At 69.5% G+C, this 18670-nt stretch carries 19 protein-coding genes; 11 read left to right on the top strand and 8 right to left on the bottom strand.

Translation table 11 applies throughout. The features are described from left to right. Window positions 1–119: 119 nt before the first annotated feature. The 3 genes from AC0IY0_RS14735 to AC0IY0_RS14725 all read left to right on the top strand — a co-directional run bounded on the left by AC0IY0_RS14735 (window position 120) and on the right by AC0IY0_RS14725 (window position 2036). Complete coding sequence (locus AC0IY0_RS14735) at window positions 120–761, top strand: L,D-transpeptidase (RefSeq protein WP_147908868.1); 642 nt, start codon at window positions 120–122, stop codon at window positions 759–761. A 169-nt stretch (window positions 762–930) separates the two neighbouring features. Continuing rightward, on the top strand, window positions 931–1416 hold the full coding sequence (locus AC0IY0_RS14730; RefSeq protein ID WP_147908867.1) for an SRPBCC family protein: 486 nt from the start codon (window positions 931–933) through the stop codon (window positions 1414–1416). A gap of 272 nt (window positions 1417–1688) precedes the next feature. Further along, the gene (locus tag AC0IY0_RS14725) at window positions 1689–2036 is read left to right on the top strand and encodes a hypothetical protein (RefSeq protein ID WP_147908887.1); all 348 of its coding nucleotides are present in this window, start codon (window positions 1689–1691) and stop codon (window positions 2034–2036) included. Between the two features lie 67 nt (window positions 2037–2103). Here AC0IY0_RS14725 and fdhE read toward each other — a convergent pair whose 3' ends face one another. The 5 genes from fdhE to AC0IY0_RS14700 all read right to left on the bottom strand — a co-directional run bounded on the left by fdhE (window position 2104) and on the right by AC0IY0_RS14700 (window position 8648). Next, window positions 2104–3093 carry a formate dehydrogenase accessory protein FdhE gene (gene fdhE / locus AC0IY0_RS14720; protein ID WP_471764270.1) on the bottom strand — a complete coding sequence of 330 codons (990 nt, stop codon included), beginning with the start codon at window positions 3091–3093 and terminating at the stop codon, window positions 2104–2106. A 3-nt stretch (window positions 3094–3096) separates the two neighbouring features. Further along, window positions 3097–3819, bottom strand: coding sequence for a formate dehydrogenase subunit gamma (locus AC0IY0_RS14715; RefSeq protein ID WP_147939409.1), 723 nt, complete (start codon window positions 3817–3819; stop codon window positions 3097–3099). A 300-nt stretch (window positions 3820–4119) separates the two neighbouring features. Beyond that, window positions 4120–5058 carry a formate dehydrogenase subunit beta gene (fdxH, locus tag AC0IY0_RS14710; RefSeq protein WP_147856119.1) on the bottom strand — a complete coding sequence of 313 codons (939 nt, stop codon included), beginning with the start codon at window positions 5056–5058 and terminating at the stop codon, window positions 4120–4122. Between the two features lie 14 nt (window positions 5059–5072). Continuing rightward, window positions 5073–8153, bottom strand: coding sequence for a formate dehydrogenase-N subunit alpha (gene fdnG, locus AC0IY0_RS14705; RefSeq protein ID WP_471764268.1), 3081 nt, complete (start codon window positions 8151–8153; stop codon window positions 5073–5075). 153 nt (window positions 8154–8306) lie between these two features. Next, window positions 8307–8648, bottom strand: a complete 342-nt coding sequence (locus AC0IY0_RS14700) for a hypothetical protein (protein ID WP_147908862.1) — start codon at window positions 8646–8648, stop codon at window positions 8307–8309. 146 nt (window positions 8649–8794) lie between these two features. Here AC0IY0_RS14700 and AC0IY0_RS14695 point away from each other — a divergent pair, with 146 nt between their 5' ends. The 7 genes from AC0IY0_RS14695 (at window position 8795) to AC0IY0_RS14665 (ending at window position 14501) form a co-directional block, all read left to right on the top strand. Then, on the top strand, window positions 8795–8980 hold the full coding sequence (locus AC0IY0_RS14695; protein ID WP_147939411.1) for a hypothetical protein: 186 nt from the start codon (window positions 8795–8797) through the stop codon (window positions 8978–8980). Between the two features lie 385 nt (window positions 8981–9365). Continuing rightward, window positions 9366–10352: a sulfate ABC transporter substrate-binding protein gene (locus AC0IY0_RS14690; protein WP_147908886.1), complete on the top strand. Its 987-nt coding sequence runs from the start codon at window positions 9366–9368 to the stop codon at window positions 10350–10352. Window positions 10353–10362: 10 nt separating this feature from the next. Next, a complete protein-coding gene (gene cysT / locus AC0IY0_RS14685; protein WP_147939412.1) occupies window positions 10363–11217 on the top strand; it encodes a sulfate ABC transporter permease subunit CysT in 855 nt (284 codons plus the stop codon). Continuing rightward, complete coding sequence (gene cysW, locus AC0IY0_RS14680; protein ID WP_419829724.1) at window positions 11210–12091, top strand: sulfate ABC transporter permease subunit CysW; 882 nt, start codon at window positions 11210–11212, stop codon at window positions 12089–12091. The genes cysT and cysW overlap by 8 nt, the downstream gene beginning before the upstream one ends. Beyond that, window positions 12069–13133: a sulfate/molybdate ABC transporter ATP-binding protein gene (locus AC0IY0_RS14675; protein WP_246692708.1), complete on the top strand. Its 1065-nt coding sequence runs from the start codon at window positions 12069–12071 to the stop codon at window positions 13131–13133. The genes cysW and AC0IY0_RS14675 overlap by 23 nt, the downstream gene beginning before the upstream one ends. A gap of 39 nt (window positions 13134–13172) precedes the next feature. Beyond that, window positions 13173–14222 (top strand): cysteine synthase A, encoded by a 1050-nt coding sequence (locus AC0IY0_RS14670; RefSeq protein WP_471764265.1) that lies wholly within the window; start codon window positions 13173–13175, stop codon window positions 14220–14222. 123 nt (window positions 14223–14345) lie between these two features. Beyond that, window positions 14346–14501, top strand: coding sequence for a hypothetical protein (locus tag AC0IY0_RS14665; protein WP_007563230.1), 156 nt, complete (start codon window positions 14346–14348; stop codon window positions 14499–14501). A gap of 110 nt (window positions 14502–14611) precedes the next feature. Here the strand turns inward: AC0IY0_RS14665 and AC0IY0_RS14660 are convergent, their stop codons facing one another. Continuing rightward, window positions 14612–16054 carry a serine protease gene (locus AC0IY0_RS14660; RefSeq protein ID WP_471764263.1) on the bottom strand — a complete coding sequence of 481 codons (1443 nt, stop codon included), beginning with the start codon at window positions 16052–16054 and terminating at the stop codon, window positions 14612–14614. A gap of 241 nt (window positions 16055–16295) precedes the next feature. On the opposite strand from AC0IY0_RS14660, the gene AC0IY0_RS14655 reads away from it, so the two are divergent. After that, the gene (locus AC0IY0_RS14655) at window positions 16296–16472 is read left to right on the top strand and encodes a hypothetical protein (protein ID WP_187193595.1); all 177 of its coding nucleotides are present in this window, start codon (window positions 16296–16298) and stop codon (window positions 16470–16472) included. Window positions 16473–16504: 32 nt separating this feature from the next. Here the strand turns inward: AC0IY0_RS14655 and AC0IY0_RS14650 are convergent, their stop codons facing one another. Continuing rightward, window positions 16505–16804 (bottom strand): alkylphosphonate utilization protein, encoded by a 300-nt coding sequence (locus tag AC0IY0_RS14650; protein ID WP_471764262.1) that lies wholly within the window; start codon window positions 16802–16804, stop codon window positions 16505–16507. Between the two features lie 220 nt (window positions 16805–17024). Then, on the bottom strand, window positions 17025–18311 hold the full coding sequence (gene ccrA, locus AC0IY0_RS14645; protein WP_147857214.1) for a crotonyl-CoA carboxylase/reductase: 1287 nt from the start codon (window positions 18309–18311) through the stop codon (window positions 17025–17027). Window positions 18312–18670 lie beyond the last annotated feature (359 nt).

Below are 18670 nucleotides of genomic sequence, written 5' to 3'. Positions count from 1 at the left end.
CGGCCGTCGCAGCGCCTGCGCAGTCGAACCCCGCGGCGGCAGGATCCCGCCCAGGAACCTTGGCGTTAGCAAGGGCTTAGCCTATCTCGAAGCGGTTTCCCCCTCCATCGAGGTCATTCATGCGTATCGGTCTGGTCTCGGTCCTGTCCGGACTGCTCCTGTGGGGCGCCGCGTCCCCGGCGGCCCGGGCGGATGTGCTCATCACCGTCGACAAATCCTCCCAGCGCATGGAGGTCACGGTCGATGGGCAGCCGCGCTACACCTGGCCGGTCTCCACCGGGGTCGAGGCCTACGACACGCCGTCCGGTTCCTATCGGCCGTTCCGGATGGAGCGCACCCACTTCTCGAAGGAGTGGGACGATGCGCCCATGCCGTTCGCGATGTTCTTCACGAACCAGGGCCACGCGATCCACGGCACCAACCATGTCCGCAGCCTCGGGCGCGCGGCCTCGCACGGCTGCGTGCGGCTGTCGGTGCGCAACGCCGCGACCTTGTTCAACCTCGTGAAGGCCCAGGGGGCGAGCCGGACTCGCGTCCAGATCGAGGGCACCGATGCCCTGGTGGCCGAGCGCGGCACGCGCACCCGCCGGCTCGCCCGGAGCCGCGATCCCTATGCCCCGGACGACACCCTGGCCGACCTGGACCAGATGGGCCGGCGCACGCTCCCGGCCTCGTACGCCCGAACCGCCGTGCGCCCGGCCTACGCGCCGGTGCAGGGGTATGGCGACCCGGTCGAGGGCGACGTCGGGGATGGGTGGTAGGGTAGGGGCTTCGACCGGGACGCCCTGTCCGCCCGCCGCGTCGTCTGGGCGCGGAAGCCGCCGTCCGTCAGGCCGGCCCATTGCCCCGGCGGGTCTCGCGGCTTAGCTCCTGCGCGGCCCCAGAGCCTGCGCGGCGCCCGCCGCGATCGATATGGATGGAGACCCCCCGATGCCCTTCGCTTTCAGCCGGCCCCTGCCGCTTGCCGCCTTGGCGCTGGCCGCTTCCACCGTCGCGGGCCACGCCCTGGAGGTGACGCGCTCGGCCGACATCGCCGCGCCGCCGGCCAAGGTCTGGCAGACGATCGGCGAGTTCTGCGGCATCGGCGATTGGCACCCGGCCATCGAGAAGTGCGTCCTGTCCGACAAGGACGGCCTGAAGGTCCGCACGCTGAGCCTGAAGGGCGGCGGCACCCTCAAGGAGGAGCAGGTCTCCCGCGACGACAAGGTGATGAGCTACACCTACACGATCCTGGATGGCCCGCTGCCGGTCGCCGACTACAAGTCGACGCTGGCCGTCGCCCCCGAGGGCACGGGCTCCAAGGTGACCTGGAGCGGGACCTTCAACGCCAAGGGCGCCCCCGACACCGTGGCGGTCGACGCCATCCAGGGGATCTACGAATCCGGCCTGAAGGCGCTGTCCGACAAGGCCAAATAGGGCGCGCCGACGCCCGGGCCGGCGGATCTGCGGACGGGCCCGGGACGATGCACACGGTCAACGGAACGTGCCGTCCAGGGAGGGCGCCCATCCTCCCCGTTTGCGGGGAGGATGGGCGCGTCCCGGTTCAGGATCGGGCACCTGATCGAGCCTCAGACCACCCGGAACCCCATGTGTGATCATCACAGCGTGCGGGTATGCCGCCCGGGCGATTGACCCACTGCCAAGCTCGGCCCAAAACCCTGGCGGCGCAGCCCGTGCGCCGCAACAGGATGATCGCCGTGCCCGCGTCACGTCTTCCGATGCGCCTCAGCCTCGTGGTTCTCGCCGCCGCGACGCTCGGTGCCTGCCAGCAGCGCGCCGCCGCGCCCAAGGTCTCCGAGCCCTCGCCCATCGTTCCGGCGCCGTTGTCCCTGCCCGCCGGCAGCGGCTGCGGCCCGGAGATCGCGCGCACCAAGGCCATCGTGGACAGCGATGTGGCCACCGGCAACCTCAACAAGCCGGTGGGCGACCAGTTCAACGCCGACCTGAGCCAGGCCGCCGCGGAATGCGCCGCCGGCAAGTCCGGCCCGGCGCTCCACCTGCTGGCCGCCGCCAAGAGCCGGTACGGGTATCGCTGAGCGCGCGGGATCGGGCAGGGCTCGGCTCTGCCCCTTCACGCGGTCCCGGACCGGGTTGATCCGGGACTTAAACGATGAACAGCAAGTTCAAGCCCGCGCGGCGGAATCCGTCCTCGGCGATCTTCAGGTCGAGGCCGTAGGACGCGATATCGTCCGCCACCGGGTCGAGGGTCGGCGCCCGGTGCTGGTGCAGGTGCTTGATGTAGCTGTGGCAGGTCGTGCAGGTCTCGACCTGGACGTCCTTCGAGACCTCGTCGAGCCCGTAATAGCTGATGCCTTCGCCGGAGCCGCAGGCGGTGCAGCGGATCCGGACGTGGTTCCACAGGGTGTTGCAAACCGAGCAGCTCAGGTACCGGGCCTTGTCGGCCGGGGTCCAGCTCACCACCACGCTCGCCACCGGCGCGCCGCCGCAGCACGGGCAAACGCCGTCGGCCACGGGTTTCAGCGCCGAGGCGTCGAGACGCGCCGCATCCTGGGCGAACCGGACCTGGAGGGCGGCCGCCACGAACACGCATTCGGCGATCCGCTCCACCGGAAGCGCGCCTTCCACGACCTGTACGGCGAGATCCAGCCGGTCCGCCGGGGAGGCCGCGAGCAGGCTCGCGCGGGCGGCCTGTGACGCCTCCGGGGATACCGACAGGTCGAGCTGGTCCAGCAGCGCGGTGAGGCAACCGTCGAAGCCGGCATCCGCCTCGAGCCGCTGGCGCGACAGGGGCGGCATCCCGTGCTCGGTCCGCAGGGCCATGTCGGAGGCAGCCGGGGCCTCGGCGGGTGGAAACGCCGCCTGCACGGACGCCTGCGCCCGGGCCACCTCGGCGACGAACCGGAGATAGGCCTCCATCGGATGTCCCGGTGCCGCCGCAATCAGGCGCGCGGCCCGGTCGGCGAACAGCGTCCCGGGATCGGGCAGCCGCACGAACGGGACCGAGCCCGAGATCCCGATCTTGTCGGGATCGGGCTTCAGCTCACTGAAATCCCGCCGCTGGGGTTTGGGCTCGGACCCGGCGGGCGTCGTCCCGGCCGGTACCGTTGGCTTGCGCCTGAAGAAGTTGGCCACGCCTCAGGATCCGCGCTTGTCCACCGAGCCCCGGCGCGCCTTGGATCCGGCGATCTGCCGGAACCACTTGCGGTGATGCCGGTAGGCCCAGCCACCCGTCACCGTGCCGCGCACCATCGCCCGGCCGGTGCCGCGCACCCAGATGCCGGCGTAGATGTGGACCACGATGATCGCGATGGCGATCACGGCCGCGAGCGAGTGGGCGAGCAGCGCCCAGCGCTGGGTCTCGATGGTGGTCAGCCCGCCGAAATAGGTGTTCCAGATCATCAGGCCGGTGACGAACATCACCCCGATCAGCGCGGTCTGGCCCCAGAACACGCCCTTCTGGCCGGCATTGTACTTGCCGAGCTCGGGCAGGCGATCCTCCCGGTTGGTGACGACGTCGCCGATCTTCATGGACCACGCGACATCGTCCTTGTTGGGGATGTTGAGCTTCCAGAAGCGCACGAACAGGAAGAAGAAGCTCACCGCCAGGGCGACGCCGAACCACGGATGGATCGCGCGCGTCGCCTGCCCGCCGCCGAACAGGCCGGTCAGCGAGAACAGGTAGGGCGTGAACATCGCCAGCCCGGACAGGGTCAGCAGCGTGAACAGGATCGCGGTGATCCAGTGGTTCACGCGTTGCACCCCGGTGTAGCGGGGGACGTACATCACCTCCGGCGCCTCGGACTTGGCGTGGTGGAGGGGGCGGGAATCGCCGTCCCGAATCTCGTTCTGGCTCGTCATCGGCCTTCTCGCGCGTGACGGGGCCGGCTCCGCGGCACGGAACGACCCGGAAACTTGATGTAGGGCGGCATGACCTCGACGGTGCCACCCTGTCGATTCCGGATCCGCGCAGCTCTCCCTCCCCCTCTGCGGGGGAGGGTGGCCCCTGCGTCAGCAGGAGTCGGGAGAGGGGAACCCGGGCTCAGGAAAGGATGGGATCGGCATGACGGGCAACGCCCCATCCTGCACCGTCGCTCCCCTCTCCCGACCCCCTTTCGGGGGCCACCCTCCCCCGCAAAGGGGGGAGGGAGACCGTCGCGCCTAGTGCGGCCGCGCCTCGCCGCCGCCGGTCTCGCCGCGGCGCTTGGCCTCGTCGTACTCGACCGCCTCCTCCTCTTCTTCCGGCACGACCTCGTTCGGGCCGGCCGTCACGTAGTGGAAGAAGCCCGCAACTGCGGCAAAGCCCATCGCGGCGAGCCCGAACACCTTGGCGCCGCCCTTCCAAAAGGCCACCAGCGGCGAGATCTTCGGGTCGTTCGGCAGGCCGGCATAGAGGCTCGGCTGGTCGGCGTGGTGCAGCACGTACATGACGTGCGTGCCGCCAACGCCGGCCGGGTCGTAGAGGCCGGCATGCTCGAAGCCGCGCGACTTCAGGTCCTCGACGCGGCTCTCGGCCTGCTCGATCATCGCCTGCTTGGTGCCGAACATGATCGAGCCGGTCGGGCACGCCTTGGCGCAGGCCGGGGCCTGACCCACCGCGACCCGGTCCGAGCACAAGGTGCACTTATACGCCTTGTGGTCGGTCTGGCTGATGCGCGGGATGTTGAACGGGCATCCCTTCACGCAGTAGCCGCAGCCGATGCAGTTCTCCTCGATGAAGTCGACGATGCCGTTGGAGTACTGCACGATCGCCCCGGGGGACGGGCAGGCCTTGAGGCAGCCCGGCTCGGTGCAGTGCATGCAGCCGTCCTTGCGGATCAGCCATTCGAGGTTCTGGGTCTCCGGGTTCTCGTACTCGGTGAACCGCATGAGGGTCCACGACTTCGGGGTGAGGTCGTGGGGGTTGTCATAGACACCGCGGTTGATCCCGATGTCGTCGCGCAGGTCGTTCCACTCCTCGCAAGCCGATTGGCAGGCCTTGCAGCCGATGCATTTCGACACGTCGATGAGCTTGGCGACCTCCACCTGGCGGCGGATCTCCGGCGGCGTCTCCGTGGAGGCGGAGCGCTGGCGGATATCGAGGGAGCTGTAATCGGCCATGCTGTCAGCTCCCCTCAGGCGACCGCGTCGGACGGCGGCGTGGTCGGCTCGATATTCACGAGCCAGGCCTTGAACTCCGGCGTCTCGGTGTTCGCGTCACCCACCACGGGCGTCAGCGAGTTCGGGTGCCATCCTTTCTTCGTCAGGCCCATGAAGCCCCAGTGCTGCGGGATGCCGACGACGTGGACGGGCTTGCCGTCGCAGATCAGCGGCTTGATCCGCTTCGTCACCACCGCCTTGGCCTTGAGCGAGCCGCGCTTCGACCAGACGCGGACCCAGCCGCCCTTGGCGATGCCCTTCTCCTTCGCGAGCTCTTCCGAGATCTCCACGAAGGCCTCCGGCTGGAGGATCGCGTTGATCCGGGCGTGCTTGGTCCAGCCGTGGAAGTGCTCGGTCAGGCGGTAGCTGGTCGCCGCGTAGGGGAACTCGGTCGCGTCGCCGAGATCGGCCAGGTCGTCCTTGAAGATCCGGGCCGCCGGGGCGCCCTTGATCTTCGGGAACGGGATGTTGGCCATCGGCGACTCGAACGGCTCGTAGTGCGTCGGGAACGGCCCGTCGCGCATGAGCCCCCGGGTCCACAGGCGGGCGACGCCCTCCTGGTTCAGGATGAACGGGCCGACGCCCTTATCGGGGGCGACGGTGACGCCGTAGTCCGGGACGTCGAAGCCGATCCACTGCTTGCCGTTCCACTCGATGAGCTTCTTCTTCTCCGACCAGGGCTTGCCCTCCGGGTCGCAGGACGCCCGGTTGTAGAGCACGCGCCGGTTGGCCGGCCACGCGAAGGCCCAGTTCGGCGCGATGCCGCGGTCGCCGGGATCGGTGTTGTCCCGGCGGGCCATGGTGTTGCCCTTCTCGGTGTAGCAGCCCGAGTAGATCCAGCACCCGCAGGCGGTCGTGCCGTCGTCCTTGAGCTGGGCGAAGCCGTCGAGTTGCCGGCCCGCCGGCATGACGGTCCCGTTGAGGTCGGGCGTCGGCGCCACCGTGTAGCCGTTGAGCTCGCGGGCGAGCTCGGTCGGCGTCGGCGACTCGGCGATGGCGTAGTCCCATTTCAGGTTGACGATCGGGTCCGGGAACGCGCCGCCGTCCTTCTTGTAGGCCGCCTTCACGCGGAGGAAGATCTCCGACATGATCTCGATGTCCGAGCGGCACTCGCCCGGAGCCTCCTGGGCCTGCCAGTGCCACTGCAGCCAGCGGCTGGAGTTCGACAGCGAGCCCTCCTCCTCCGCGAACAGGGTGGTCGGCAGCTCGAACACCTCGGTCTGGATCTTGGTCGGGTCGACGTCGTTATACTCGCCGTGGTTCTCCCAGAACCGGGCGGTCTCCGTCTTGAGCGGATCCATCACCACGATGAACTTCATCTTGGAGAAGGCTTCCGTCATCTTGGCGCGATTGGGGAACGACAGCAGGGGGTTGAAGCCCTGGATGATGTAGCCCGTCATCTTGCCCTGCTTGGCGAGCTCGAACCCACGGATCACGTCGTAGGTCGGCACATCGAGCTTGGGCAGGTAATCGTAGGCCCAGTCGTTCTCCTTCGTCGCCTTGTCGCCCCACATCATCTTCTGGAACGAGACGAAGAACTTGTTGTAGTTCTGCCAGTAGCTGGTCTGCCCCGGGCGCAGCGGCTTGAACTGCCGCTTGGCGATGTAGCTCGCGTAGTCCGGCTCCTTCTCCACGGGCAGGTTGAGATAGCCCGGGATGAGGTTCGACATCAGCCCGAGATCGGTCAGCCCCTGGATGTTGGAGTGGCCGCGCAACGCCTGCATCCCGCCACCGAGCATGCCGATGTTGCCGAGCAACGTCTGGACGATGCACATCGAGCGGATGTTCTGCGAGCCCTTGGAGTGGTGCGTCCAGCCGAGCGCGTAGAGCGAGGCCATCGTCCGCTCAGGGGACGACGTGGTCGCCATCAGCTCGCAGACCTTCAGGAAGGTCTCCTTCGGCGAGCCGCAGATCCGCTCCACCATCTCGGGCGTGTAGATGGCGATGTGCTTCTTCAGGAGCTGCATGACGCAGCGCGGATGCTGCATCGTCTCGTCGACCACGGCGTAGCCATCGGGACCGATCTCGTAGTCCCAGGTGGTCTTGTCGTAGTCGCGCTTGTCGGCGTCGTAGCCGGCGAACAGGCCCTCGCTGAAATCGTAGCCCTCGCGGACGACGTAGCCCGCGTTGGAATAGGCCGCGACGTAGCGGTGCTGCAGCTTGTCGTTGTCGATCAGGTACTTCGCGACGCCGGACAGGAACGCGATGTCGGTCCCCTGCCGGATCGGGCAGTACAGGTCGGCCACCGACGCCGTGCGGGTGAAGCGCGGGTCGACGACGATGAGCTTGGCGTTGTTATGGGCCTTCGCCTCGACGACCCACTTAAATCCGCACGGATGCGCTTCGGCGGCATTGCCGCCCATCACGGTAATCACGTCCGCGTGCTTGATGTCCATCCAGAGGTTGGTCATCGCACCGCGTCCGAAGGAGGGCGCCAAACTGGCGACCGACGGACCGTGTCAAACCCTGGCCTGATTATCGAAGACCAGGGCCCCCATGCTGCGGACTGTCTTGTAGGTCAGCCAGGCCGTCTCGTTGGTGGTGGCCGAGGCGCCGAGGAAGCCCGTCGTGGTCCAGCGGTTGACCGTGAGCTCTTCGTTCTTGGCCAGGAAGTTCTTGTCCCGATCCTCCTTGAGGAGGGTGGCGATCCGGTCGAGGGCGAAGTCCCAGGAGACGCGCTTGAACGCGGACGTGCCCGGGGCGCGGTAGAGCGGGTACTTCGTGCGGGTCTCCGAATGCACGAAGTCGAGCAGCGCCGAGCCCTTCGGGCAGAGGGTGCCGCGGTTGACCGGGTGATCGGGGTCGCCTTCGACATGCATCACCGAGGAGCGCGCGTTCTTCGAGCGGTCGCCGAGGCTGTACAGGATGACGCCGCACGCTACCGAGCAGTACGGGCACGTGTTGCGGGTCTCGCGCATCTGCGCGAGCTTGAACGGCCGCACTGCGGCGGCCATGGCCGGCTGAAGGCCGCCGAAGCCGAGTGCGCCGAGCGAGCCGCCCGCGAGGCCGGCGCCGGCCCCTTTGAGCAGGCCACGCCTAGAGACCTGGACCGTCATCTCCGCTCCTTAAAGGCGATCTGGTATAATTCCAGTGTGTCCCAAAAAAGCGTGCACGAGGCAAGTGTGGTTGCGTGACACACAGCCCGCTGATGTTTTAAGTTGATCGGCCCCTTGGGTTCGGCACCATCGCCTTGAGCGCGTTGGCCTTTCTCACTTCGAGGGCGCGGCCGGGTTCGTGCCGGAGGGGCCGCCGGTGCGGTGGTCCAGCGGTGCCTGCGGCTCCGTCGCCGAAGACCCGCCGGTGTTGGCGCCGGGGACGGGCCGCTTGGCGTTCTCGTCGATGGAGTGGCCACCCGGGTTCGGCGCGTCCTTGGCGGCCGACTGCTCGCGGGGAACGGGGGCCTGGCTCCAGCCATCCTGGGCGCTGCGCGACTTGTCGCCCATGGCGTCGATGCCCTTGATCTCGCCGGGCTTGGTCTGGGCCAGGGCAGGCGCAGCCGTCGCGGCCACCATCAGGAATGCCGAGAGGGTCAGGGACATCGAGCGGGACAAAGGGTGAATCCGATCTGCGCGAGGGGTCATGGCCGGCAACGTGCCCCCGGCGTGGCCAGTTCCGAGCGCGGACATCGGCCATCCGTGACGGTCTCTTAACCAAGCTTTGCCATTCTCAGGGCGGGACACACGGGAGCCTCGGGATCATGACGAAGTCGTATCCGGAGCGCCCCTCCGAAGAGACCGCCTCCTCGACCGTGGCCCCGCTCAGCCCGAGCGTGCGGCGGCATCTCGGGCAGAACCTGCGCTCGGTCTACGCCGACACGTTCGCTGCGCCGATCGACCAGCGCCTCGAAGCCCTGGTGAAGCAGCTCGGTAAAGCGAAGCCGTAAGCCGCGCCCCTCTGAAGATCGCGGAAGCGCGCGGGCCCAGACGGCATCACGCGGCAGGTGCGTCAGCGCACACCAAGTCGTTCTTTCTATGAAACTCGCTCCTGTGGCGACATTCTTCTCCCTGCGCATTCTGCGGGAGAAGATCCATGTGCTCCGCCGAGCGGCGAACTCGGACACGCTTGTGTTTCCGGGAATTCCGCCGATCCTGCTTCAAGCGCACGACGATGCGAGAGCCGCCGCCTGGCTTGACTTCGTTCGGTAAAACGAACGATCCAGGGGCCCTGGCGTGCGCCTCTTTGCAGCGCAACCGTGGCCGGCGGGGAGAATCGACGTGACGAAGAACGGTGCGGCACGGAACCGGGCTGTGGGGGCGCTCGGCTTCTCGATGCTGGTCGGCGCCGGCCTGCTGAGCGGGCTCCTGCCGGCAAACGCCGAGACCGCACTGCTGAACGTCTCCTACGACCCGACCCGGGAACTCTATCGCGAGATCAACGCGGTCTTCGCCGAGGCGTGGAAGGCCAAGACCGGCGAGGCGATCACCGTGCGCGCCTCGCATGGCGGCTCGGGTGCACAGGCCCGGACTGTGATCGACGGCGTCGACGCCGACGTGGTCACGCTGGGCATCCCGTCGGACATCGACGCCATCGCCAAGCTCACCCGTAAGATCCCCGACGACTGGCGCAGCAAGCTCCCGAACGAGGCCGTGCCCTACACCTCGACGGTGGTGTTCCTGGTCCGCAAGGGCAACCCGAAGGGCGTGAAGGACTGGGCCGACCTGACCAAGCCCGACGTGAAGGTGATCACCCCCAACCCGAAGACCTCGGCCGGCGGACGCTGGAACTTCCTGGCCGCCTGGGGCTACGCCTACGGCCAGGACAAGGACACCGCCAAGGCGGATGCCTTCGTGGGCCAGATCTACAAGAACGTGCCCGTGCTCGACACCGGGGCGCGCGGCTCGACCGTAACCTTCGCGCAGCGCGGGCTCGGCGACGTGCTGCCGACCTGGGAGAACGAGGCCTACTTGGTGCTGCAGGAGTTCGGCGCCGACAAGTTCGACATCGTCTCGCCACCGACCTCGATCTACGCCGAGCCGCCGGTGGCCCTCGTGGCGGTGAACGCCGAGCGCAAGGGCACCACCAAGGCCGCCCAGGCCTATCTCGATTTCCTCTACAGCGACCGCGCGCAGGCGATCTTCGCCAAGCACCATTACCGCCCGATCCGCCGCGAGGCGGCGGCGCCGGCCGACCTCGCCCAGCTCCCCGAAATCAAGCTGTTCAAGATCGAGGACATGCAGGGGTCCTGGGACGAGATCCAGAAGCGGAACTTCGACGCCGGCGGCCTGTTCGACCGGTTGAGCCGGGCCGGCCGCTGAGGCGGGAACCATGGTCGAGACACCGCGTCGCAAACGGACCTTCCGCCGTCCCAGCGTGATCCCGGGCTTCGGGCTCAGCTTCGGCTACACGCTGACCTGCCTCGGGCTCGTCGTGCTCCTGCCGCTCGCCGGGCTCGTGGCCAAGGCGTCCGGCCTCGGGCTCTCGGGGATCTGGTACGTGGCCACCGATCCGCGGGTGGCCAGCGCCCTGAAGCTCAGCTTCGGCGTCTCCGCGGTCGCGGCGCTCACCGCCTCGGTGTTCGGCTTCCTGGTCGCCTGGGTCCTGACCCGCTACCGCTTCCCGGGCCGGAAGATCGTCGACGCGGCGGTCGACCTGCCCTTCGCCCTGCCGACCGCCGTGGCCGGCATCGCGCTCGCCGCGCTCTACGCGCCGGACGGGCTGCTCGGCGCGCCGCTCGCCCGTCTCGGCATCCAGGCGGCCTACACGCCGGTGGGGATCTTCATCGCCATGGTGTTCATCGGGCTGCCCTTCGCGGTGCGGACCGTGCAGCCGCTGATCGCCGAGATCGACAAGGAGATCGAGGAGGCCTCCGCCACCCTGGGCGCCACCCGGCTCGGGACCCTGACCCGGGTGGTGCTGCCGCCGCTGATCCCGGCTGTGCTCACCGGGTTCGCCCTGGCCTTCGCCCGGGGGGTCGGCGAATACGGCTCGATCATCTTCATCGCCGGCAACCTGCCCTACGTCTCGGAGATCGCGCCGCTGCTGATCGTGATCAAGCTGTCCGAGTTCGACTACGGCGGCGCGGCGGCCATCGCCACGATCATGCTGGGCATCTCGTTCCTGACCCTGCTCGCCATCAACCTGATCCAGGCCTGGAGCCGGAGGCGCTTCGGCTATGTCTGAGATCTTCTCCCCGACCGTCGCGCCGGCCACGCGGGCGGAGCCCGTCGCCTCGGAGGGCGCCGGAACCCGGCTCGTCCTGATCGGGATCGCGATCACCTTCCTGGCGCTGTTCCTGGTGCTGCCGCTGCTCGCGGTGTTCACCCAGGCGCTCTCGAAGGGGCTCGATGCCTTCCTGGCGGCGTTCCGGGAGCCGGATGCCTGGAGCGCGATCCGCCTGACCCTGACGGTGGCGGCGATCGCGGTGCCGTTCAACGTGGTGTTCGGCCTGGCGGCCTCCTGGGCGATCGCCAAGTTCGAGTTCCCCGGCAAGTCGCTGCTGATCACCCTGATCGACCTGCCGTTCTCGGTCTCGCCGGTGGTCTCTGGGCTGATCTACGTGCTGCTGTTCGGCTCGCAGGGCCTGTTCGGCACCTGGCTCATGGACCACGGGTTCCAGGTGCTGTTCGCCCTGCCGGGGATCGTGCTCGCCACGGTGTTCGTCACCTTCCCGTTCGTGGCCCGCGAGCTGATCCCGCTGATGCAGGAACAGGGTTCCGCGGAGGAGGAGGCCGCGCTGACGCTCGGCGCCTCGGGACTGCACGCGTTCCGCACGGTGACGCTGCCCAACATCCGCTGGGGCCTGCTCTACAGCGTGCTCCTCTGCAATGCCCGGGCGATGGGCGAATTCGGGGCGGTGTCGGTGGTGTCCGGCCACATCCGCGGCCTGACCAACACCATCCCACTCCACGTGGAGATCCTCTACAATGAGTACAACTTCGTCGCCGCCTTCGCCGTCGCTTCGCTCCTCGCCGTCCTTGCCCTCATCACCCTCGTCCTCAAATCCTTCCTCGAATGGCGCTTCGCGGGCGACCTTGCGCACGGCCGCGCCCACTGACCGTCCCTCGACGGCGATCCGGGTCGAGAACGTCTCGAAGACCTTCGACACGGCCGCGGTGCTGCACGACCTGTCGATCGACGTGCGGGCGGGGGAGCTGCTCGGCCTGCTCGGCCCCTCGGGCTCGGGCAAGACGACCCTGCTGCGGATCATCGCCGGGCTCGACGCGCCGGACCGGGGCCGGATCCTGTTCGGCGACGACGACGCCACGGGGCTTGCCGTGCAGGAGCGGGCGGTGGGCTTCGTGTTCCAGCACTACGCCCTGTTCAAGCACATGAGCGTGGCCGACAACATCGCGTACGGGCTGAACGCGCGGCGCCGGGCCGAGCGGCCGGCCAAGCCTGAGATCAAGCGCCGGGTCGGCGACCTGCTCGACCTGATCCGGCTCTCGGGCTTCGGCGACCGCTTCCCGTCGCAACTCTCCGGCGGCCAGCGCCAGCGGGTGGCGCTCGCGCGCGCGCTCGCCGTCGAGCCGCGGGTCCTGCTGCTGGACGAGCCCTTCGGCGCGCTGGATGCCCAGGTCCGCAAGGACCTGCGCCGCTGGCTGCGCGAGATCCACGACCGCACCGGCCAGACCACGATCTTCGTCACTCACGACCAGGACGAGGCCCTGGAGCTGTCGGACCGGGTCGCCGTGCTCGACCGCGGCCGCCTTGAGCAGGTCGGCACCCCGGACGAGGTCCAGGAGCACCCGGCCTCCGCGACCGTGATGAAGTTTTTGGGCGATCACGTCGAGGTGGAAGCCCTCGCGGAGGGCGGCCGTGTCCTGGTGCGTGGCCGCGAGACGCCCGTCGCCGCGCCGGCCGGGATCATCGGCCCGGTCAAGCTCTACGTCCGGCCGTGGCAGTTGCAGCTCGCCGAGTTCGAGGCGGCGCACCTGTCCGGCACCGTGCGCAGCTCCTACCGCAGCCAGGGCCGCCAGCGCATCGAGGTGGTCGATACCGAGGGACGGGTCCTGGCGGTGGAGGATTTCGACGGCATCCGCCATCCGGCCGGCCACCCGGTGGGCCTGCGGATCAACGGGGGGCACGTGTTCGGGTGAACCTCGTCAGACGCTGCACATCCACCTAGGCTCCCGCCCATGACGACCCTGAATCGCACCGCCCAGTCCGATGTCCTCTCCGCGGTCGGCGGCACGCCGTTGATCCGCCTGCGCCGGGCGTCCGAGGAGACCGGCTGCGAGATCCTTGGTAAGGCCGAGTTCCTGAATCCCGGCCTGTCGGTGAAGGACCGGGCGGCGCTGTCCATCGTGCAGGATGCCGAGGCGAAGGGGTTGATCCGGCCGGGCGGCACCATTGTGGAGGGCACGGCCGGCAATACCGGCATCGGCCTCGCCCTGGTGGCCTCCGTGCGCGGCTACCGGACGCTGATCGTCATCCCGGTCACCCAGTCCGAGGAGAAGAAGCAGACCCTGCGGCTCGCCGGCGCCCGCCTGGTCGAGGTGCCGGCGGTGCCGTTTTCCAACCCGAACAACTACGTTCACGTCGCCCGGCGGCTGGCGGAGCAACTCGCCGCCACGGAGCCGAACGGGGCGTTCTTCGCCGACCAGTTCGACAACGTCGCCAACCGGCAGGCCCACGTGGACGGGACCGGGCCCGAGATCTGGGAGCAGACCGGCGGCCGGGTCGACGGCTTCGTCTGCGCGGCCGGGACCGGCGGGACGCTGGCCGGCACCGCGGCGGCCCTGCGGGCCCGGAGCCCGGGCGTGCGCATCGCGCTCTCCGACCCGGAGGGATCGGCCCTCTACGCCCACTACACCACCGGCACCCTGAAGGCGGAGGGCTCGTCGATCACCGAGGGGATCGGCCAGGGCCGCATCACCCGCAACCTCGAGGGCTTCACCCCGGACCACGCCTTCCGGATCCCGGACCGCGAGGCGCTGGACATCGTCTTCGGCCTGATGCGGGAGGAGGGGCTGTCGCTCGGCGGCTCGTCCGGCATCAACGTCGCCGGGGCGATCCGGCTGGCCCGGGAGCTCGGTCCCGGCCACACGGTGGCGACGATCCTGTGCGACGGGGCGGCGCGCTACGCCTCGAAATTGTTCAATCCGGCCTTCCTGACCGAGCGCGGCCTGCCGGTCCCGGACTGGCTCGCGGCACCGCAGGATGTGTTGCCGGATTGGCACGCCTGAGATCTACCGCGTCAACCGGCGAATATCCCCGCAAAAGTTCGGCCCGGCGTTGAACGGAACGGATTGTCGCAGCGTTTCAACGGTCACGCTCGCAACAACAGCGACCGTCCGGAGAGCCTGTTTATGTCCCTCGTTACCATTCTCCTCATCATCCTGATCATCCTGGCCTTCGGCGGCGGCGGCTTCCTGGGCGGCGGCGCCTATCGCGGCCCAGGCTTCGGCCTCGGCGGCATCCTGCTCATCGTGCTGATCGTGCTGCTGGTGACCGGCCGCCTGTAAGCGCCCCTCGGACGCAGCCCTGCCGAAGCGTCTCCGGTTCGGCGGGCGCGTCCGAAGCAGCGTGCCCGCTTCATGGATCGGGGAACGTTCCCCGGTCCGCGAGGCGGGCCCTATCGACAGCTGATCCCGACGATGGCCGGGGCCACCGCGCCGGGCCCGGAATTCGGGGCCGGCTTCGCCTCGGCGACACGTTGGCCGGCCAGGAACGCCGCGATCGCTTGGGCCGGCACCAGGGCCAGGCGCGCGGGCGGCACGATGCCGGCGACACGCCGCACCGCCGCCGGATAGCGGGCGACGAGCCCGACGAGCCGCCCCGACCGGTCGAGCACAGGCGCTCCCGCGGAGCCCGGCTGGAGCGGCGCGATCACGCCGCCGGCTACGGCCGTGGCTGGCGCGGCCAGAACCCCGTCCGAGCCCGGGGCCAACGCGATCAGAACCTCTTCGGCGGCGAGCGTATCGGTCCGGACCGGCACCCGGATCGGGGCCGGGATGCCCGCCGCCTCGAGCAGGGCGAGCCCGGCCGGGCCGGTCGCGATCACCCGGGCAGGTACCGCCCCGACGCGCGGCGCGGGGCACCCCTCCAGCACCGAAGCGGCGGTGAGGACGCGCCCCGGCGCGATCACAAGTCCGGTCCCGGCCTCCGCGCCGGCGGCGCTCGCGGGCGGCACCGCCGCGGCGGATGCCGGCGGCAGGTCCGCGGCGACCTTCGCGGGCTCGGGGGCGGCAGCCGTCGGGAACGGCTCGAAGGCGTTGGCCACTGCGATCACCAGACGGCCGACCTCCGCGGCGAGCGCCCGGTCGTACCCGATCAGGAAGCCGCGCACGCCCTGCGGCCCGGCATCGTACCGAACGTAGGACAGGCCGGTTCCGGTCTCGGCGGTGACCACCAGGGAGTCCGGCCGGCGCAGCTTGTAGGTGACCTTGCGGGCGGGCAGCGGCGTGGTCAGCTGGTCGAACAGGCCGTCCAGGGTCTCGCCCCCGGGCGGGATGGCACGGGATTCCAGGGTCACGCGCCCGTCCGCGCTCTGCCAGCGGGTGCCGGCCTGCAGGGCCGTGCGCTTCGAGAACAGGCGCTCGGGCACGCCCATCATCGCACCGCTCGCCGGATCGACGGCGACCCGGAAGCGCGCCGCCGCCTTGGCCGCCGCGCCCGCCGCCAGCAGCGCCGCCCGGCCGCGCGGCTCCAGGGGATCGGCCCCGCCGGCCCGGGCGCGGTAGGCCGTCAGCGCGTCGAAGGTCCGGCGCCCGAACGCCCCCGAGACCACGGCGTTGAAGTCACCGGTCCAGACCAGCGCGTCCTGGACCGCCTTGCGCTCCGCCTCGGGCAGCGCCTCGAACGCGACCCTGGTCGCCTCGAAGGCGGGATCGGGCAGGCGGGCAGGGGGGGCAGCCTTCGGAACGGGCTGGGCCGGCCGGGTCGGCACCGGGCGATCCTGGGCGAACGCCGGCGCCGTCAGGCCCGCGAGCAGCAGGGCCGCCAGCAGAAGCCTCGTCCACCGGCCCCACGGGGGCGTCTCCGGACCCGGATCGTATCCTGCCCCGCGCGAAGCCATCGCCGCCCTCGACACACACCGCGGTAACCTTGCACCGCGGCAACCTTGGCAGAGCCTCCGCGCGCGCGCCAGACCGGGCGCGTGCGCGGAATCTGTTCGAACCGCCCCGCAGGCCCGTGCACGCGGCCGCGCGATGCGCTAGAGGGCAGGGGTCCGGCCTCGCGGGCCGGCCCGGATTCCGAATCGTCTCGGACCTCCTGCCGGCCGCGCGCCGCCGCCATGGTCCGACGCGGAGCCCGGCATGAGCGAGACGAGCAACACCTTCAAGAAGGCGCCCAAGCGCAAGCCCACCAAGGGCAAGAGCGTCAGCGTCTCCCCGGAGATGCGGCAGGCCTATGCCAACCTGATCCAGGAACGGGCCGAGAAGCAGGAAACCTACGGGCGGCACCTGCCGCAGGAAGAGACGCGCAAGCGGTAGAATTTCTCCGCCGCCGTCTCCTCCGGATGGGCTCAGCGCTTGCGCACGAACTCGGTGCGCAGGACGAGCCCCTTGATCGTGTCGTGGCGGCAATCGATCTCTTCGGGATCGTCCGTGAGCCGGATCGACCGGATGACCGTGCCCTGCTTCAGGGTCTGGTTCGCGCCCTTGACCTTGAGGTCCTTGATCAGCGTGACCGCGTCGCCGTCGGCCAGGACGTTGCCGGCCGCGTCGCGGGCCTCGGCCCGGGCCGGCGCCGCGGCGGGCTGGCCAGGCGGGAGCCACTCGCCCGTGGCCTCGTCGTACACGTAGGATTCGTCGTCGCCGGCCAATGCCATAACCCCCGATGCCGGGTCCGGGCGCTGCGCCCGTCACCCTGCGCGTCCGCGCCCCTCACGCCGAATCGGTCATCGCCCCGGCGGGGGTGCTGGAACGAGCGCGGCCGTTCTCGCGCCGGGCCGAGCCCGGGGCAAGAGGGGGGGAGGAAGAGGCGAGCAGTGGCCGGGGCCGGCGATCCGGCCTCCGCATGCGGGCGGAGGCCGGGGGGGGGCGTCAGCGCTTGAGCGGACCGGCCTCGATCACGTCCTCGACCGTGCGCAGGCCGGCGCGCGGAGAGTTGACCAGGCAGGCCATGTTGCCGGGCGGGTGCTGGTTCTTCCACATCTTGGTGTGGGCCTGGGGGATCTTGTCCCAGGGGAACACCTCGCTCATGCACGGGTCGACCCGGCGGTCCATCACGAACTGGTTCGCCGCCGAGGCCTGCTTGAGGTGGGCGAAGTGCGAGCCCTGGATCCGCTTCTGGCGCATCCAGACGTAGCGGGCGTCGAAGGTGATGTTGAAGCCGGTGGTGCCGGCGCAGAACACCACCATGCCGCCGCGCTTCACCACCAGGGCCGAGACCGGGAAGGTCGCCTCGCCGGGATGCTCGAAGACGATGTCGACATCCTGCTTGCCGGTGATGTCCCAGATCGCCTTGCCGAACTTCCGCGCCTCCTTGGTCCAGGCGTGGAACTCGGGCGAGTTCACCGTGGGCAACTGCCCCCAGCAGTTGAAGTCCTTGCGGTTGATGACGCCCTTGGCGCCGAGGCTCATCACGTAGTCGCGCTTCGAATCGTCCGAGATCACCGCGATGGCGTTGGCGCCCGAGGCCGCGCAGAGCTGCACGCCGAACACGCCGAGGCCGCCGGAGGCGCCCCAGATCAGCACGTTCTGGCCGGGCCGGACCGTGTGCGGCGCGTGGCCGAACAGCATGCGGTAGGCGGTAGCCAGGGTCAGCGTGTAGCAGGCCGCCTCCTCCCAGGTGAGGTGCTTGGGCCGGTGCATGAGCTGGCGCGACTGCACCCGGCAGTACTGCGCGAACGAGCCGTCGCCCGTCTCGTAGCCCCAGATGCGCTGGCTCGGCGAGAACATCGGGTCGCCGCCGTTGCACTCCTCGTCGTCGCCGTCATCCTGGTTGCAGTGGACGATGACCTCGTCGCCGACCTTCCAGCGCTTCACCTTGGCGCCGACCTTCCAGACGATCCCGGAGGCGTCCGAGCCGGCGATGTGGTATTCGCCCTTGTGCACGTCGAAGGGCGAGATCGGCTCGCCCAGGCCCGCCCAGACGCCGTTGTAGTTCACGCCCGCGGCCATGACGTAGACCAGCACCTCGTCGTCGCCGATGTCCCACACCGGCAGGACTTCGAGCTGGTGGGATTGCTCCGGGGGGCCATGACGCTCGCGCCGGATCGCCCAGGCGTACATCTTGGCCGGCACGTGACCCAGCGGCGGGATCTCGCCCATCTCGTAGAGATCCTTGACCTCACCGTCCGCCGGACGGACCGCACCGCTCGCAGCCATCTCGCTCTCCTCTCATCCCGCGCTGTTCTCACGGCCGCGGTTCTCTCCCGCGCTATAGCGGCGATGTCGGAGGCGTCCAAGTGGGCCGAAAGTCGAAATCGGAGGGTTTCGAACGTGAAAAAGCGCCCTGCCCAAGGCCGGCGCCGACGTATTCAAATTCGGCTTGCGAACCGACCAAGTATTATTCGGCGGGGGCTCACCGCCGACCGGACCCGAGACCTTCCGGAACGGGACACCGGACAGTCCGGTAGACTTTATACCACCGATGAGCCCGGACACGGCGCTACGGTCACAGGGCATCCGCTCGACCGACGCCGCGTCGGGTGCGTCGGGAGCGGCTTTGGACTATCGCGAGCGGA

The sequence above is a fragment of the Methylobacterium sp. AC315 genome (assembly GCF_979253755.1).
Note: the sequence above shows the minus strand (reverse complement) of the source record. Positions and strands in the feature narration are given on the sequence as shown.

What these genes read in the sequence shown, in the direction of transcription:
- AC0IY0_RS14715 (WP_147939409.1), bottom strand. Translation starts at nt 3,819, where the DNA reads ATGACGAGCCAGAACGAGATTCGGGACGGCGATTCCCGCCCCCTCCAC.
- AC0IY0_RS14665 (WP_007563230.1), top strand. Translation starts at nt 14,346, where the DNA reads ATGTCCCTCGTTACCATTCTCCTCATCATCCTGATCATCCTGGCCTTC.
- AC0IY0_RS14670 (WP_471764265.1), top strand. Translation starts at nt 13,173, where the DNA reads ATGACGACCCTGAATCGCACCGCCCAGTCCGATGTCCTCTCCGCGGTC.
- AC0IY0_RS14735 (WP_147908868.1), top strand. Translation starts at nt 120, where the DNA reads ATGCGTATCGGTCTGGTCTCGGTCCTGTCCGGACTGCTCCTGTGGGGC.
- AC0IY0_RS14660 (WP_471764263.1), bottom strand. Translation starts at nt 16,054, where the DNA reads ATGGCTTCGCGCGGGGCAGGATACGATCCGGGTCCGGAGACGCCCCCG.
- AC0IY0_RS14690 (WP_147908886.1), top strand. Translation starts at nt 9,366, where the DNA reads ATGCTGGTCGGCGCCGGCCTGCTGAGCGGGCTCCTGCCGGCAAACGCC.
- fdxH (WP_147856119.1), bottom strand. Translation starts at nt 5,058, where the DNA reads ATGGCCGATTACAGCTCCCTCGATATCCGCCAGCGCTCCGCCTCCACG.
- AC0IY0_RS14655 (WP_187193595.1), top strand. Translation starts at nt 16,296, where the DNA reads ATGAGCGAGACGAGCAACACCTTCAAGAAGGCGCCCAAGCGCAAGCCC.
- cysW (WP_419829724.1), top strand. Translation starts at nt 11,210, where the DNA reads ATGTCTGAGATCTTCTCCCCGACCGTCGCGCCGGCCACGCGGGCGGAG.
- AC0IY0_RS14725 (WP_147908887.1), top strand. Translation starts at nt 1,689, where the DNA reads ATGATCGCCGTGCCCGCGTCACGTCTTCCGATGCGCCTCAGCCTCGTG.
- AC0IY0_RS14730 (WP_147908867.1), top strand. Translation starts at nt 931, where the DNA reads ATGCCCTTCGCTTTCAGCCGGCCCCTGCCGCTTGCCGCCTTGGCGCTG.
- ccrA (WP_147857214.1), bottom strand. Translation starts at nt 18,311, where the DNA reads ATGGCTGCGAGCGGTGCGGTCCGTCCGGCGGACGGTGAGGTCAAGGAT.
- cysT (WP_147939412.1), top strand. Translation starts at nt 10,363, where the DNA reads ATGGTCGAGACACCGCGTCGCAAACGGACCTTCCGCCGTCCCAGCGTG.
- AC0IY0_RS14695 (WP_147939411.1), top strand. Translation starts at nt 8,795, where the DNA reads ATGACGAAGTCGTATCCGGAGCGCCCCTCCGAAGAGACCGCCTCCTCG.